General features: G+C 73.1%; 11 protein-coding genes. 8 read left to right on the top strand and 3 right to left on the bottom strand.

The window, feature by feature from the left end; translation table 11 throughout:
- Positions 1–2: 2 nt before the first annotated feature.
- Positions 3–959 (bottom strand): hypothetical protein, encoded by a 957-nt coding sequence (locus GD748_RS11165; protein ID WP_152195285.1) that lies wholly within the window; start codon positions 957–959, stop codon positions 3–5.
- Positions 960–1219: 260 nt separating this feature from the next.
- On the opposite strand from GD748_RS11165, the gene GD748_RS11160 reads away from it, so the two are divergent.
- From GD748_RS11160 to GD748_RS11150, 3 genes are all read left to right on the top strand, one after another.
- Entirely contained in the window at positions 1220–5095 is a 3876-nt protein-coding gene (locus GD748_RS11160; protein WP_152195284.1) for a 5'-nucleotidase C-terminal domain-containing protein, read from the top strand.
- A gap of 165 nt (positions 5096–5260) precedes the next feature.
- Positions 5261–6532 carry a M18 family aminopeptidase gene (locus GD748_RS11155; protein ID WP_152195283.1) on the top strand — a complete coding sequence of 424 codons (1272 nt, stop codon included), beginning with the start codon at positions 5261–5263 and terminating at the stop codon, positions 6530–6532.
- Positions 6533–6637: 105 nt separating this feature from the next.
- The gene (locus tag GD748_RS11150; RefSeq protein ID WP_152195282.1) at positions 6638–7027 is read left to right on the top strand and encodes a VOC family protein; all 390 of its coding nucleotides are present in this window, start codon (positions 6638–6640) and stop codon (positions 7025–7027) included.
- Between the two features lie 171 nt (positions 7028–7198).
- Here GD748_RS11150 and GD748_RS11145 read toward each other — a convergent pair whose 3' ends face one another.
- Positions 7199–9367 (bottom strand): beta-glucosidase family protein, encoded by a 2169-nt coding sequence (locus GD748_RS11145; RefSeq protein ID WP_152195281.1) that lies wholly within the window; start codon positions 9365–9367, stop codon positions 7199–7201.
- A gap of 109 nt (positions 9368–9476) precedes the next feature.
- Here GD748_RS11145 and GD748_RS11140 point away from each other — a divergent pair, with 109 nt between their 5' ends.
- From GD748_RS11140 to GD748_RS11125, 4 genes are all read left to right on the top strand, one after another.
- Entirely contained in the window at positions 9477–10361 is an 885-nt protein-coding gene (locus GD748_RS11140) for an ATP-grasp domain-containing protein (protein ID WP_152195280.1), read from the top strand.
- A 334-nt stretch (positions 10362–10695) separates the two neighbouring features.
- A complete protein-coding gene (locus GD748_RS11135) occupies positions 10696–11463 on the top strand; it encodes an SDR family oxidoreductase (RefSeq protein WP_152195279.1) in 768 nt (255 codons plus the stop codon).
- Positions 11464–11489: 26 nt separating this feature from the next.
- A complete protein-coding gene (locus GD748_RS11130) occupies positions 11490–12407 on the top strand; it encodes an NAD-dependent epimerase/dehydratase family protein (RefSeq protein ID WP_152195278.1) in 918 nt (305 codons plus the stop codon).
- Entirely contained in the window at positions 12404–13327 is a 924-nt protein-coding gene (locus GD748_RS11125) for an RNA polymerase sigma-70 factor (RefSeq protein ID WP_152195277.1), read from the top strand. Before GD748_RS11130 ends, GD748_RS11125 begins: the two co-directional genes overlap by 4 nt.
- A 54-nt stretch (positions 13328–13381) precedes the next feature.
- Here GD748_RS11125 and GD748_RS11120 read toward each other — a convergent pair whose 3' ends face one another.
- Entirely contained in the window at positions 13382–13612 is a 231-nt protein-coding gene (locus GD748_RS11120) for a hypothetical protein (RefSeq protein WP_152195276.1), read from the bottom strand.
- A 285-nt stretch (positions 13613–13897) separates the two neighbouring features.
- Between GD748_RS11120 and GD748_RS11115 the strand changes: the two genes are divergently transcribed.
- Positions 13898–16231, top strand: coding sequence for a glycoside hydrolase family 65 protein (locus tag GD748_RS11115; protein ID WP_152195275.1), 2334 nt, complete (start codon positions 13898–13900; stop codon positions 16229–16231).
- Positions 16232–16236: the final 5 nt, after the last annotated feature.

Below are 16236 nucleotides of genomic sequence, written 5' to 3'. Positions count from 1 at the left end.
CGTCACCGTGCGCGCGGGCCCCGCAGCCGATCCAGCTCGCCCCGCGCGACGTCGGCCCGGGCCGTGGCGTCCTCCGCCCGACGCCGGGCGGTGGACCGCTCCTTCTCCGCCTTGGTGAGGGCGCGCTCGTTGCGGTCGAGCTCGTGCTCGCGTTCGTGCATCTGCCGCCGCAGCTCCTCCAGCTCGGACCGCAGCCGGAGCTCGTTGGCCTCCAGCTCCTGCACCGCCGCGTCGGCCTCCGCCAGCGCGTCGTCCGCTCGCACGGCCCGGGTCTCGGCGGCCTCCAGCTCCTCCTGCGCCTTCGCCGTCGCGGCCCGGGCCGCCCGCTCGTCCCGGGCCGCCCGCTCGTCCTCGTCCGGTCCCGCGGCCTTCCCCGTGGTCCTCTTCGACCCCTCGCTCTTCTTCCCCTTCTTGCGCCTCGTCGGGGGCGCCGGCGAGAGCTCGCCCATCGCCTCGGGGACCGCGAGGACGCCGTCGAGGTCGGCCGGTCCCAGGCCGCTCGCGGTCATGGCCTCGACGAGCAGACCGGTGCGCAGGGCGGCCGCCGCACCGGCGTCGGTCATCGCCGCGTTGAGCGTCGCCTCGACCTGCCCGGCCACGGCGGCGCTGACCTTCTGACCGTGGTCGGCGGCGAGCGCGCTCCCCTGCCGGACCACCGCGGCCACCAGGGCCCGGCGGTCCTTGTTCAGCTGCTTCAGGCGGGCGGCGTCGAGATCGTCCTGGGCCTGGCGCAGCGTGGCGCCGAGCTCCAGCAGGCCGGCGACCGGCTCGCCCAGGTGCCGGACCATGGTGTTGACCAGCCAGGCCGCGGCGGACGGCTTCGGCAGCGCCTTCACCGCCGCGGCGAGCTCGGCGTCGCCGGCCGTCCGGAGCTGCCTCGCCCGGTCGTTGCGGGCAGCGGTGAACTCACCGGGCGGCCGCCCGTAGAGCTCCGAGGCGACGTCCGTCAGGTCGCTCATCGTGCTGCCCACCCCGCGTCCGTAGGTTCGACCGTCGCCCGCATCGTGCCACCGGGGTGGCCCGCGCGCGCTCGGTGGTCCTTTGCGGCATCACCCGGTGAGGCCCGACTTTTCGGGTGCCCGGCACTCTTGGCACGCCCTGGGGGCCGGGCTACCTTCCGACCATCCTGGTCTGGCGTGCCCCTTCTCCCGGGCCGCAGCGCGCGGCACCGACGCCGCCACCCCAGACGGTGCGTCCCCGCGCGTTCAGGAGGAATCAGATGTCCAGGCCCCGCAAGCCCGCGCTCGTCCCGGCCGCCGCCCTCGCCGCGGCTCTCTCGCTCCTGGCGGTACCTGCGACCGCCGCACCCCCAGGTCCCGACACGGCCACGGTCAAGGCTGCGACGGCGCAACGCGCTGACGGCGACGACGACCGACGCACCGACCGGGAGGACCGCCGCGGCGGCGGAGGACAGGACGACGGTCACGACCACCGCCGTCGAGGCGACGGACACCACCGGGACAAGCACCGATCCCGCGACGTCGACAAGGCCGTCTTCTTCGCCTCGGACGGGCTGCGGCAGGACCTGGTCGAGGAGTACGCGCGTGACGGGCTCATGCCCGAGATGCGCTCGTTGCTCCGCCACGGCACCCGGGCGGCCGACGGCGGCCTGCTCACCCAGGCGCCGCCGAACACCGGGGCCGGCTGGTACACCCTCGCCACCGGCGCCTGGCCGGGCGTGCACGGCTCCACCAACAACACCTTCCACAAGCTCGGCGACCCGTTCGGCAACCGCACCGCCGCCTTCGACCCCGGGGTGCTCCAGGCGGAGTCGATCGCCCAGTCCGCCGAGCGTGGCGGCCTCAAGGTGGCGCAGGTCGAGTGGGCGGGCGGGCGCAACGCCTCGATCGACGGTCCCACCATCGACTTCCGGACCTTCCTCTCCGGGCGCGGCGTCGCGACGAACTTCACGGGCGGCCCCGGCGACGTCCTGTTCGACGACGTCGGCTTCATCACCGCCTTCGGGCTGCAGTTCGACCACCCCGACGGCTTCGCCGGGCAGGACCCGTTCCCCGGGGCGGAGCCGACGACCGCGACCGGGTGGACCGACGTGCCCGAGTCGCACAGCCCCGCGATGGAGATGCGGCTGCGGGTGCTCGACGGCGGCGTCGACAAGTACGGCCTGAACGCCTACCTCTACGACAGCACCGACGACGGCACGACGGGCTACGACCGGGTGCTGCTCTCGCGGACCAAGGACGGCGGGGACGCCGTCGGGGACCTCGCCGAGGGCGAGTGGGCCGACGTCAAGGTGACCGTCGACGGCGGAGACCTGGACGGCGCGACCGCCGGGATGCTCGTCAAGGTCGAGGAGCTCGAGGCGGACCTGAGCCGGGTCCGCCTCTTCCACACCTCGGTCAGCCGGGCGATCGCGAGCTGGCCCACCTGGCCCGGCGAGCCGGGCTACACCGAGTTCGACGAGTTCCTCGCTGCGGAGTTCCCCACGTCCACCGCCGCCGACTTCGCCATCCTGGAGGCCGGCATCACCAGCGAGGAGACCTACGTCGAGCAGGGCCTGTACTGGTCGACGGCGCACCACCCGATGATGGAGTACGTCGCCGACACCTATGATCCCGACCTCTTCCTCGTCGGCATGCCGACCACCGACGAGTTCCAGCACCAGTTCCTCGGGCTCGTCAGCCCCGAGCTGATGAACGGGGAGCCCAACCCCGCCTACGACGACGTCGACCTCGACGGTGTCGCGGACGGCCGCGTCGACGCGCGCGAGGGCTTCATCCGGCAGGCCTACGCCGAGTCCGACGAGACCCTGGAGCTCGCCAGGGACCTCCTCGGGCGCAACCCCACCACGTTCGTCGCCTCGGACCACGGCTTCGCGCCGCAGTTCCTCGCGGTCGACGCCAGCCAGGTGCTCGTCGACCTGGGCCTGCTCTCGACCCCGCAGACCTCGAACTGCCGGCCCGCCACCGGTGAGACGATCGGCATGGCCAAGGCCTGCTGGGCAGGCGGCACGGTGCAGATCTACCTCAACCTCGAGGGCCGCGACCCCGCGGCCGACCCGGCGGACGACGTCCCAGACTTCCAGCAGGTGGCGGCGGCCGACGAGGCTGCGACGGTCGCGGCGATCGAGGAGGCCTTCCTCGCACTGACGGACCCCAACGACTGGACCCACGACGGCGCCCCGGAGGACTGGCCGGTCATCGACCGCGCCTTCACCCGGGCCGAGGCGCGGTACATCCCCAACGGGCCCGACTCCACCACCGACATGGCGCACCCGACCCGCACGGGCGACCTCGTCGTCTTCGCCACCCCGCCCTACCAGTTCGACGCCGCCACCCCGGGCACCCTGGTGTCGCCGTCGCACTTCTTCGGTCAGCACGGCTACGTGCCGGACGTGCAGGACCTCGACGCGAACGTCAACATGCGGGCCACCTTCATCGCCGGCGGCACCGGCATCGCCAGGGGCGAGGTCACCGCCCGCTCGATCGACCTGGCCCCGACCCTGGCGTTCCTCCTCGACATCCCCCAGCCCCAGCACAGCCAGGGGACGGTGCTCCTCGACGCCGTCCGCGGCGGCAGCTCCTACAAGCCGCTGTCGGTCGTCGGCATCAACGACTTCCACGGACAGCTGGAACCCACGACCATGGCGTTCGACAACGCGATCAACGCGCCGGTCGGTGGTGCGGCGTTCCTCGCCACGCTCTTCGACGAGGAGCTCGCGGCGCTGCCCGGCGAGGGCCTGATCGTGGCCGCCGGGGACAACGTCGGCGCCTCGCCGGCCAACTCCGGGCTGCTGGAGGACCGGCCGGCCATCGACGTCGAGAACGCGTGGGGGCTGGACGCCACCTCCTACGGCAACCACGAGTTCGACTACGGCGTCGAACGTCTCCTCGCCCACCAGGAGCGGGCCGACTTCCCGTTCCTCGCGACCAACATCGTGGACGCGGCGACCGGTGAGCGGCCCGACTGGGTCACCCCCTCGATCGTGCTGCGGATCGACGGCGTCAAGGTCGGCGTCATCGGTGCCGGGCTCGAGGACACCCCCGAGCTGGTCGCGGCCGGCGCGACCGAGGGTCTGGAGTTCCTGCCCGAGGGACCCGCGCTGCGGGCGGAGTCCGAACGGCTGCGCCGGCACGGCGTGCGCGTCCAGATCGTCGTCGTCCACGAGGGCACGTCGACCGGCACGAACACCGTCGGGACCACGCCGGGCGAGCCGTGGGCCGGCCCCGTGCTGGAGATCGCCGACGCGCTCGAGGGCACGACCGTCGACGCGATGGTGGTCGGGCACACCCACCGCATCTCCAACCTCGAGTACAAGGGCATCCTCATCACCGAGGGCATCAACGCGGGAGCGAGCTACTCGGTCCTCCAGCTCATGGTCAGGGGCGGTGACGTCAGGTGGGCGGGCGGCGCGACCCGGGTGGCCAAGACCGTCGGTGTCACCCCGCGGGCCGACGTGCAGGAGATCATCGACGCGGCCAACGCCGAGACCGAGGTGCTGCGCAACCAGGTCATCGGCGAGCAGGCGGCCGACGTGCTCCGCGACCCCGACCGGCTGTCCGAGTCGGCCATGGGCAACCTCGTGACGGACGCCATGCGCGCCAGGTACCCCGACGTCGACGCCGCCCTGACGAACTCCGGCGGCCTGCGGGCCGATCTCACGTGCAGCCCGCCGAGCGCGGGTGAGGCGCCGTGCGAGGTGACCTGGGGCGAGATGTTCGCCGTCCTGCCGTTCAGCAACCGCACGGTGATCGCCACGTACACCGGCGCCCAGCTCGAGGAGGCGCTGCTCAACGGCTTCTCCCCGGTGTGCGACAGCCTGATCCACACCGGGCGCTTCCCGCAGGTCTCCGGTCTGCGCCTGACGTTCACCTGCAACGGCACGACGCCGGAGGTCACCGGGATGTGGCTCACGCCCGAGGGCGTCGGCGGGCCGGAGACGCCGATCGGCCCGACAGACACCGTCCGCCTCGTCACGAACGACTTCATGTTCACCGGCGGCGACGGCTACACCGCGCTCGCCGGCGGCACCGACGTCCTCCAGCCGGGCGACGACCTGCTCCTCGTCACGATCGACCACATCACCGCCAGCTCCCCGGTGGCGCCGACGGTCGAGGGGAGGATCACCGGGCCGTGAGCCACTGCGGGGACGGGTCGACGCCGCCCCGTCCCCGCACTTCGGCCCGCACCCACACTGCGGAGGCTGACCGGGCTGCCGCCGCGCACCGCCCGACAGCGCCCGGGGCGGGCCCGGGCGGTCGTCGTGTCGAGGGGCGTGGTCCCGGGATGCTTGGATGGGGCGGTGCCCGAGAACCCTGCCGCACCCGACGTCCACGCCCACTCCGACGACCTCGCCGCGTTCATCACCGCCTCGCCGTCGTCGTACCACGCGGCCGCGGAGGTGGCCCGTCGCCTGGGCGCCGCCGGGTTCGACCAGCTGGCGGAGACCGAGGACCTCACGGCCCCCGGGCGGCACTTCGTGCTGCGTGACGGCGCCGTCATCGCCTGGGCGCGTCCGGCGTCCGCCACGGCCACCACCCCGTTCCGGATCCTCGGCGCCCACACCGACTCCCCCGGGTTCAAGCTCAAGCCGAACCCGACGCACGCGCGCCACGGATGGCTGCAGGCCGGCGTCGAGGTGTACGGCGGCCCCCTGCTCAACTCCTGGCTCGACCGGGAGATCGAGCTAGCGGGGCGGGTCGTCACGCGCGACGGCGCGGAGCACCTCGTGCGCACCGGACCGTACCTGCGGATCCCCCAGCTGGCCGTGCACCTCGACCGGCAGGTCAACGACGGCCTGAAGCTCGACCGGCAGCGGCACCTGAACCCGGTGTTCGGGATCGGCGACCACGGTGACGTCCTCGAGCGCCTCGCCGCCTCCGCGGGGCTGAGCGCCGACGACGTGGTCGGCCACGACGTGCTCGCCGCGGACACCCAGCCACCGCGGCGCTTCGGGCTGGACGAGCACCTCTTCGCGGCCGGCCGGATGGACAACCTCACCGCCGTGCACGCCGGGCTCACGGCCCTGCTCGGCGCCCCCGACGACGCCGGGCACGTCAGCGTGCTCGCGGCCTTCGACCACGAGGAGCTCGGCTCGCAGTCGCGGTCCGGCGCGAGCGGGCCCTTCCTGGACGACGTCCTCACCCGCGTCTCCGGCGGGACCGCCGACGAACGGCTGCGCGCCTACGCGGGCTCGTGGTGCGTCTCGGCCGACGCCGGGCACGGGGTGCACCCGAACTACGCGGAGCGGCACGACCCGGTCACCGTCCCCACCCTCGGAGCGGGTCCGCTGCTGAAGATCAACGCCAACCAGCGCTACGCCACCGACGCGCACGGCAGCGCGCTGTGGGCGCGCGCCTGCGAGCGCGCCGGGGTCCCGTCGCAGCCGTTCGTCTCCAACAACACGATCCCGTGCGGGTCCACGATCGGCCCGCTGACGGCCACCCGGCTGGGCATCCGCACGGTCGACGTCGGGGTCCCGCTGCTGTCGATGCACTCGGCGCGCGAGCTCGCGCACGTGGCCGACCTCGTCGCGCTCGGGGCGGCCGTGGCGGCGTTCTTCGCGGGTGCGTAGGCCGCGGTGATCGGTGCCTGACGGACCGTTGACCGGCGCCTCGGCGAGACCTATCGTCAAGGTGCCGACCGGTCGACGGTCGCCCGGTCCGCGCGGGAGGTCGTCATGCTCTCCACCTACAACCCGGTCCCGGCGCTCGCCGTGAAGGACCTCGCCGCCGCGCGGGAGTTCTACGAGGGCACCCTGGGGTTCGCCGCCGGCGAGACCTTCGAGGGCGAGGGGTTGATGTACAAGGCCGGGGCGGGTCAGCTCATGGTCTATGTCTCCGCCTACGCCGGCACCAACAAGGCCACCGCCGTCTCCTTCCAGGTCCCCGCCGACGCGTTCGACGACGAGGTCGCCGCGCTGCGGTCCGCCGGCGTCGAGTTCCAGACCTTCGAGATGGACGGAATGACCTGGGACGACGGCGTCGCGACAGTGTCGGGGATGGATGCGAAGGCGGTGTGGTTCACGGACCCGGACGGCAACATCCTCAACCTCGAGTCCTCGTCCTGACGAGGCGGTAGGAGTTCGACTGCTGCGCGGTACGTGCCGCGACGGCGGCCGGTGCCCGGCGCACGGTCACGGCCGCCGTCGGCGGGCGGTACGTCCCGCGGCAGCAGCCGCGCTCAGCGCACCGTCACGGCCGCCGTCCGGGGGCGGTACGTGCTGCGGCAGCAGCCGTGCTCAGCGCACGGTCACGGCCGCCGTCAGAGGTGTGTCCGCGCTGGACGTGCCGACGTGGACGGTGTACTCCCCCGGCACGACGACGAAGTCGTGCGCGCCGTCGTCCCACACGGACAGCGGGTGGTTGGTCGCGGCCGGGTCGATCCGCACGCTGGCACGCTCGGCCGCGCCCGGCTCGAGGCGGACCTTCGCGAAGCCGACGAGGCGCCTGGGCGGCTCGCCCGCGGACGTGGGCAGCTCGAGGTAGACCTGCACGACCTCGGCACCGGCACGGTCACCGGTGTTGGTGACGGTCACCTCGACACTCAGCGGCGCGGTGCCGTCGGTCTCGGTCGGCCCGACCGTGAGGTCGGAGATGTCGAAGGTCGAGTAGGACAGCCCGAACCCGAACGGGAACAGCGGCTCGATGCCCTCCGACTGGTACCAGCGGTACCCCATCCGCAGGCCCTCGGTGTAGCGGATCACCGGGTAGCCGGCGCCCTCGTCGGTGCCGGGGTACCGCTCCGGGTGGCCGGCGAACGGCGTGTCGTCCCACGACCTCGGGTAGGTCGTCGGCAGCTTGCCGGAGGGGTTGACGACGCCGAGGAGCAGGTCGGCGACGACGTGCCCGTCCTCGCTCCCCTGGTTCCAGACCTCCAGGACCGCGGGCACGGCGTCGATCCACGGCATGAGGATCGGGTTTCCGTCCTTGAGGACGACGACGGTCCTGGGGTTGACCGGCCCGATCTCGGCGATCATCCGGTTCTGGTCGTTCAGCATGTTGGCGTCCGCCTGGTCCGCCCCCTCGGTGGCCACCAGACCAGCCATGATGACGACGACGTCGGCGCTCTCGGCGGCCGACCTCGCCTCCGCCAGGTTCGACAGGTCGTCGGCGACCGTGACCTTGGTGATGACGTCCGAGGAGCCGAGGCCGTCGAGGACGTCCTGCAGGCCCGGCACCGGCGGGACGGTGTAGAGCGGGTCGACCTTCGAGCTGCCGCCGCCGCCGAGGCAGGCCTGGTCGACGTACGTCGCCTGCCCGATGACCGCGATGGTGCCGACGCCCGGGTCGAGCGGGAGCGTCCCGTTCTCGTTCTTGAGCAGGACGGCGATCTGCTCGCCGATGCGCCGGGAGACGGCGCCGTGCGCCTCGGCGTCGATCTCCCCGGGGGCGTAGGGGCGCTCGAGCTGGCCGAAGCGGATCATCTGCGTGTAGCGGCGCACCAGCGCCCGGTCGACCGTCTCGATCTCCAGGCTGGTGTCCTGCAGCGCCGCCTTGACGTTGTCCTCGCCCAGCCACTTCGCGTCCGGCATCTCGTGGTCCAGGCCGGCGTTGATCGAGGGCGCCGCCGAGCGCGTCGACCAGAAGTCGGACTGGACGTAGCCCTCGAAGCCCCACTCCTCGCGCAGGATCGTGTGCAGGGTGTAGCGGTTCTCGGTGGCGTAGGTGCCACGGACGCGGTTGTACGCGCTCATGATTGCGGCGATGCCGGCGTCCTTGACGAGCATCTCGAAGGGCAGGAGGTACAGCTCGCGCAGGGTCCGCTCGTCCACCTCCACGTTGGTGCGGAACCGCTCGTACTCCTGGTCGTTGACGACGTAGTGCTTGCCCATCGCGATGACGTCGTGGCCCTGGATCGCCCGGGTGACGGCGACGCCCATCACGCCGGAGAGGTACGGGTCCTCGGAGAAGTACTCGAAGTTGCGGCCCGCCGTCGGCAGGCGGTGCAGGCACACCCCGGGCCCCTCGAGGACGTGCTGGCCGAGCGTGGCGGTCTCCGAGCCGATGACCGAGCCGTACTCGTGCGCGAGCGCGGCGTCGAAGCCGGCGGCGAGCCCGATCGTCATCGGCAGGGCGGTGGCCGGCGGGCTCGGGTGCCCGTCGCCCATCCCGACGCCGACCGGTCCGTTGGTGATGCGGAAGCGCGGGATGCCCAGCTCCTCGATCCCCGCGACGTGCCGCTCGACCCGGATCTGGGCAGCCAGCTGCTCCATCTCCTCGCCGCTGAGCGAGCCCATGTCCGCCGTGAGCGAGTAGATGTCGATCGTCTGCATCGACCCGTGCAGCTGGGCGATCTTCTGCTCGAGCGTCATGGCCTTCACCAGGAGCTCGGCACGTTCCCTCGGGGAGCGGGACAGGTCGTTCCACGGGCGCCCGGTCGGGGCTGACGCGGTCGTGTCGCTGGTCATGGTGATCTCCTTCGATCAGCACGGGCTGGGTGGCACGCAGCGTCCCCAGCATGCCCCATCCGCGGCGGGCCGACCCGTCGGTGGCCGAGGTGCGACGTACAGTCTGGGCGTGCGAGTAGCCATTGCGACGATCGTGGCCGTGCCCCCGGAGTTCCGCGACGACGAGCGCCTGGCCGAGGCGCTCGGCCGCCGCGGCGTCGAGGTCCGGCGCGTCCCGTGGGACGCGGACGGGGTCGACTGGAGCTCGTTCGACGCCGTCGTCATCCGCTCCACCTGGGACTACTCGACCCGCCGCGACGAGTTCGTCGCCTGGGCCGACGCCGTCGGGCCGCGCCTGCACAACAGCGCCGCTCTGGTGCGCTGGAACAGCGACAAGCACTACCTGGCCGATCTGGCCGAGGCCGGCATCGGCGTCGTCCCGACCACCTACGTCCTGCCGGGCGACCCGTTGCCGCCGTTGACGGGCGAGATCGTCGTGAAGCCGGCCGTGTCGGCGGGCGGCAACGACACCGGTCGCTTCAGCCCCCGCACGCACCACCTCGCCGCCGACCTCGTCGCGCACATCCACGCCGGCGGCCGGACGGCGATGATCCAGCCGTACCTCGCCTCGGTCGACACCCGGGGCGAGACCGCCGTGGTCTGCATCGACGGCACGCCGAGCCACATCCTGCGCAAGCGTGCCGTGCTCCGCGCGGACGAGGTCGCCCCGGTGCTCGACAACGGGGTCGTGGCGGCCGCGGCGATGTTCGATCCCGACCTGGTGGTCGCCGGCGACGCGACGGACGCCGAGCTGCAGGTCGCGACGGCAGTCCTCGACCACGTCACCGACAGGTTCGACTACGTGCCGCTGTACGCCCGCGTCGACCTCGTCGCCGGCCCCGACGGCAGGCCGGTGGTGATGGAGCTCGAGGCGGTCGAGCCCAACCTCTACCTCGACGTCGCTCCCGGCTCGCTGGACCGGGTGGTCGAGGCAGTCATCGCCCGGGCGTCCTGACAGCCCCTCCGCCCCGATCCCCGCTCACACTCCCGCCCCGCGGTGTCCAGACTGCGCAGCGCCAGACCACGCCGCGCCGAAGCGCAGGACTGCGGCTGCGCCAGACCACGTAGCGGTGCCGGAGCCAGGCTCGCGGCACCGCCGCGCACGGTGCGGTGCCGGAGCCAGGTCGCGGCACCGCCCCGCACGGTGCGGTCCCGGAGCCAGGTCGCGGCACCACCGCGCACGGTGCGGTGCCCGAGCTTCCCATGTCACAGACCGACCCGGCTGTCTCGTCATGGTCATGAAGCAAGGTTCTGCGACGAACCCCCGACGCGACAGAAGGGAGCTGGACATGAACGAGCACACCACACGGCCGAAGGTCGCGCTGGTCACCGGCGCGAACAAGGGCATCGGCCGCGCGGCCGCCGAGCAGCTTGCCGGACTGGGCATGACGGTCCTGCTCGGCGCCCGGGACCCCGGACGCGGCGAGACCGCCGCAGCGACGCTGCGCGACGCGGGTCACGGCGCGCACGCGATCACCGTGGACGTCACCGACCCGGCCACCGTCCAGGCGGCAGCACAGGCGGTCGAGGAACGCTTCGGCCACCTCGACGTGCTGATCAACAACGCCGGCATCACCGGTTCCGGTCAGGTCGCTCCGGCTGACGCCCTCGACCAGGTCCCCAGCTCGGTCGACCTGGACATGGTCCGGAGGGTGTTCGAGACGAACGTCTTCGGGGTGATCGCGGTGACCAACGCCATGCTGCCGCTGCTGCGGCGCTCACGGGCGCCGCGCATCGTCAACGTCAGCAGCGGCATCGCGTCGCTGACGGCCGCCGGCGACCCGGCGGGCCCACTGGCGGCGCTGCCCGCGTCGGCGGCGTACGCGCCGTCCAAGAGCGCGCTCACCGCGCTGACGGTGCAGTACGCCAACGAGCTGCGCCAGGAGGGCATCCTCGTCAACGCCGGCGACCCCGGCTACGTCGACACCGACAGCAACAACCACGACGGGTACCTCACCCCGGCACAGGGGTCCGCCGTCCTGGTACGGCTGGCGACCCTGGGACCGGACGGCCCGACCGGCGGGTTCTTCGACGAGAACGGCCCGGTGCCCTGGTGAACGAGGACCGAGGGAAGGTGAAGGACATGCGTGTGTTCGTGGCAGGCGGTGCGGGAGTGCTGGGACAGCGGCTGGTGCCGCAGCTGGTCGCCCGCGGTCACCAGGTGGTCGCGACGACGACCAACCCGGCGAAGCTGGGGCTGCTGGAGCGGCTCGGCGCCGAGGGCGTGGTCATGGACGGCCTGAAGGCGGACTCCGTCGGTGAGGCGGTGGCCACGGCCCGGCCGGACGTCGTCGTGCACCAGATGACCGCCATCGCGCCCAGACCCGACATGAAGCATCCCGACAGGTGGTTCGCCACCACCAACCGGCTGCGCACCGAGGGGACGGACCACCTGCTGGCGGCGGCGGAGGCGACCGGCGTCGCCCACGTCGTCGCGCAGAGCTACGCCAGCTGGAACGGGATCCGCGAGGGCGGCTGGGTGAAGACCGAGGAGGAACCCCTGGACCCGGGCCCCAGGAGCGCACCCGAGGGCGCCCGGGCGATCCGGCACGTCGAGGACGCGGTCGGCAGCGCCGGCGGCGCCGTCCTGCGGTACGGATGGCTCTACGGACCGGGCGCCACCGAGGCCCTCGTCGCCCCCGTGCGCAAGCGACAGTTCCCCCTCGTCGGCGGCGGCACCGGCCACACCTCGTGGGTCCATCTCGACGACGCTGCGAGCGCTACCGTGCTGGCAGTGGAGCAGCGCGCGACCGGGGTGTTCAACATCGTCGACGACGAACCGGCCCCGGTCAGCGAGTGGCTGCCGTACCTGGCAGAGCGCGCCGGGGCGAAGCCGCCGATGCGGGTCCCGACGTGGCTCGCCCGGCTGCTCGCCGGAGAGTGGGTGGTGACGATGATGACCGAGGGCCGTGGCTTCTCCAACGCCAAGGCCAAGCGCGAGCTCGGGTGGGTACTGCGGTACCCGTCGTGGCGGCACGGGTTCCGGGAGGAGCTGGCGTGACCCCGGCGGAGGAGTTCGAGGACCTGCGCCCGCTGCTGTTCGCGATCGCCTACCGCATCCTCGGCAGCGTGAGCGAGGCGGAGGACGCGGTCCAGGAGACCTGGCTGCGCTTCGACGCCTCCCCCACCCGGCCCTCGTCGGTCAAGGCGTTCCTCTCGGCAGTGGTCACCCGGATCTCGATCGACGTGCTGCGCTCGGCCCGGGTCCGGCGCGAGCGGTACGTCGGGCAGTGGCTGCCCGAGCCGCTCGTCAGCGATCCGTACCAGGATCCGGCGCGATCGGCGGAGCTGGCCGACTCGGTGTCGATGGCCGCGCTGCTGCTGCTCGAGCGGCTCAGCCCGCTCGAGCGCGCGGTCTTCGTGCTGCGGGAGGTGTTCGGATTCGGCTTCGCCGAGGTCGCCTCGGCCGTGGGGCGCTCGGAGGCGGCGTGCCGCCAGCTGGCGGTGCGCGCACGCCGCCACATGGAGGCGGGGCGCCCGCGGTTCGAGGCGGACCGGCGAGCCCAGGAGGAGCTGACGGCACGGTTCTTCGACGCGCTCCGCGAGGGCGACGTCGACTCTCTGCGCGAGCTGCTCGCCGCCGACGTCCAGATGGTCGGTGACAGCGGCGGGAAGGCCCCGCAGTGGAGCGAGAGCGTCGCCGGCGTCGAGAAGGTGGCCAGGCTGCTCGCGGCGCTCGCCCCGTCGTTCGCCACGATCGGTGGCGTCGTGGAGCCACACGTGGTGAACGGCCAGCCGGGTGCCATCTTCCGTGACCGCGACGGCAAGGTGGTCAACACGTGGGCCCTCGACATCCTCGAGGGCCGGATCCAGACGATCAGCACAGTGATCAACCCAGACAAGCTCGGCCACCTCGGGCCGGTGGCGGACGCGTGGGCGGTCGTCCGCGAGGCCACCCGTGCCCGCCGGCAGACGGAGTGATCACGGCCGGCCTGATCAGCGCCGTGGGCGAGCGAGTGATTGCGGCCGGCCCGATCAGCGCCGTGGGCGACGGGCGACCCGCCACAGCGCCGTGACGACGACGAACAGGACGGCGGCCTGGGCCAGCCCGATGGCGACGACGGCGACCTCGGGAACCGTCCCGACGGGCATCAGCCAGGAGCGGAGGTAGTTCGCCCCGAGAAGGACGACGAGATAGATCCACCACGGCGCCCACCGCCCGGGCCGATCGGCCGGCGTGCGGGGATCCGGCTGTGGGCGTGCCATGGGCGCTGTGCGATCGTCGTTCCCGGAGGGCTGGTTCGTGCTCCGTGGCGAGGTGTCCATGACGGTGACCCTAGGAACGCGGCGCACCGGTGGCATCGGTCGTCCGGCTGAGGCCGCATGCATCGAAGGTTGTGGTCGGGAACGGCCGTCGACCGGTGATGCGTCGCGAACCCGCAGTGCGGCGGGCGGCGTCCCCGGATCGCGCGCGGGCGCGCCAGGGGGTAGGAAGAGGCGTGCTGCGGACGCAGCCGCGCCCCGCCCGCCGCGCACCTGTGGAGGACCGCCGTGACCGCACCGGCCTTCGACGTCGACCCGTGGCTCCTGACCGAGCCGCACGTGGACACCGGGACCCTCGCCGTCGCAGAGTCCGTGCTCAGCCTGACCAACGGCTACGTCGGTATCCGCGGGACGCTCGACGAGGTGGAGCCGTGCGTCTCGCGCGGCACGTACCTCTCCGGCGTCTACGAGACGCACCCGCTGTCCTACCCGGAAGGCGGCTACGGGCACCCCGAGCGGGGGCAGGCGATGATCTCCGTCGCCGACGGCACGCCGGTGCGCCTGCTCGTCGACGGCCGCCCGCTGGACGTGCGCGAGGCCGAGCCGGACGTGCACTCGCGCACGCTCGACCTGCGCGCGGGCACGCTCGACCGGCAGGTCCGCTGGACGGCCCCGTCCGGCACCACGCTCGAGGTCCGCACGCGACGGCTGGTGTCCCTGGCCGAGCGGTCGGTCTGCGCCGTGCGCTACGAGGTGCGCGCGCTCGACGGCCCGGCGCACGTGGTGCTGCGCTCCGAGCTGGTGGTCGGGGCCACCCCGCCGGAGGTGAAGAACGACGACCCGCGCGTCGCCGAGGCGCTGGACCACCCCTTCGAGACCCTCGCCCGGGCGGCGGACCCCCGCGGCGGGGTGCTGGCGGTGCGGACCCACGGGTCGCGGCTGACGGTCGCCTCGGCGGTGGACCACGACGTCGAGGGCGCCGCGCGCATCGGCACCGACCTCGACGACGACGCCGTCGTCACCACCGTCGTCGCGGACCTGGCCGCCGGGGAGAGCCTCACGCTGACCAAGACGCTGGGGTACGCGTGGTCGCGCGACGCCGAGGCCGAGAGCCTTCTCGCGCAGGCCCGCGCCGCCGTGCGGTCCGGCCGCGACAGGGGCTGGGACGGGCTGCTCGCCGCCCAGCGCTCGGTGCTGGACGAGCTGTGGGCCACCGCCGACGTCGAGATCGACGGCGACCCCCAGCTCCAGCAGGCGCTGCGGTACGACGTCTTCCAGCTGTTCTGCTCCGCCGCGGCCATCTCCGGCGCCCCGGTCGGGGCGAAGGGCCTGACCGGGACGGGGTACAGCGGCCACACCTTCTGGGACATCGAGGGGTTCGTCGTGCCCGCGCTCACCCTGCTGGCGCCGGACGCCGCCGCCCGTCTGCTGCGGTGGCGGGCCTCGACGCTCGACATGGCGCGCGAGCGCGCCGGTGTCCTGAACCTGCAGGGCGCGTCCTTCGCGTGGCGCACGATCGACGGGCACGAGGTCTCCGCCTACTGGCCGGCCAGCACGGCGGCGATGCACGTCAACGCGGACGTCTCCCGGGCGTTCTGGCTCTGGGGCAACGTCACGGGCGAGTCCCTGGACGCCGTCGGCGGGCTGGCGGTCCTGGTGGAGACGGCGCGGCTGTGGATGTCGATGGGCCACGAGGACGCGGCCGGCGGCTGGCACCTGTTCGGCATGACCGGGCCGGACGAGTACACGGGCGTCGTCGACGACAACGTCTTCACCAACCTCATGGCGCGGCGCAACCTGATCCGCGCCGCCGAGGCCTGCGAGGCCCAACGGTCGGACGCGGCAGAGCTGGGGGTGGACCACACAGAGACGGCCCGGTGGCGCGCCGCCGCCGCGGCGGTCTATGTGCCGTGGGACGAGGGCCTGCGGGTCCACCCGGCGAACCAGAGCTTCACCACCTACCGCGAGTGGCGGTTCGAGGACAAGCGCCACTCCTACCCCGTGCAGGAGCACCAGCACTACGCGAAGTTCTACCGGCGTCAGGTGGTCAAGCAGGCCGACCTGGTGCAGGCGCTGTGGTGGTGCCGCGAGGACTTCACCGCCGAGGAGGTCGCCCGCGACCTCGACTACTACGAGGCGCGGACGGTGCGCGACTCCTCGCTCTCGGCCGCGATCCAGGCGGTCGTCTGCGCGCAGGCCGACCACCCCGACCTGGCGCTGCGCTACCTGCGCGAGAGCGCGCTGGTGGACCTGCTGGACGTCCAGGGCGACACGGCCGAGGGGCTGCACCTGGCCTCGGTCGCCGGTGCGTGGCTCGCCCTGGTCGCCGGCCTGGGCGGGCTGCGCGAGGACCAGGCCACCCTCGAGCTCTCCCCGCTGCTGCCCTCGACGATCACCCGCACCGCCTACCACGTCACCTGGCGCGGGGCGCTGCTGCACGTCGAGACGACCCGCGAGGGCACGACGATCACGCTCCGGCGCGGCGACGGGCCGCTCGCCGTCACCGTCGACGGCGCGGCGTACGACGTCGGCCCGGGCCGCCCGGTGCACGTGCCGCTGCGCGAGCCGGCGCCGCTGCTGGCCGAGCCGACGCAGCCCGCCGGGCGCGAGCCGCGGACGTAGAGCGC

The sequence above is a fragment of the Georgenia subflava genome (assembly GCF_009193155.1).
Classification (GTDB): Bacteria; Actinomycetota; Actinomycetes; order Actinomycetales; family Actinomycetaceae; genus Georgenia; species Georgenia subflava.
The sequence above is the reverse complement of the archived record's forward strand: the minus strand, read 5'-3'. Positions and strand labels throughout refer to the sequence as shown.

What these genes read in the sequence shown, in the direction of transcription:
- GD748_RS11165 (WP_152195285.1), bottom strand. Translation starts at nt 959, where the DNA reads ATGAGCGACCTGACGGACGTCGCCTCGGAGCTCTACGGGCGGCCGCCC.
- GD748_RS11135 (WP_152195279.1), top strand. Translation starts at nt 10,696, where the DNA reads ATGAACGAGCACACCACACGGCCGAAGGTCGCGCTGGTCACCGGCGCG.
- GD748_RS11150 (WP_152195282.1), top strand. Translation starts at nt 6,638, where the DNA reads ATGCTCTCCACCTACAACCCGGTCCCGGCGCTCGCCGTGAAGGACCTC.
- GD748_RS11130 (WP_152195278.1), top strand. Translation starts at nt 11,490, where the DNA reads ATGCGTGTGTTCGTGGCAGGCGGTGCGGGAGTGCTGGGACAGCGGCTG.
- GD748_RS11145 (WP_152195281.1), bottom strand. Translation starts at nt 9,367, where the DNA reads ATGACCAGCGACACGACCGCGTCAGCCCCGACCGGGCGCCCGTGGAAC.
- GD748_RS11160 (WP_152195284.1), top strand. Translation starts at nt 1,220, where the DNA reads ATGTCCAGGCCCCGCAAGCCCGCGCTCGTCCCGGCCGCCGCCCTCGCC.
- GD748_RS11120 (WP_152195276.1), bottom strand. Translation starts at nt 13,612, where the DNA reads ATGGCACGCCCACAGCCGGATCCCCGCACGCCGGCCGATCGGCCCGGG.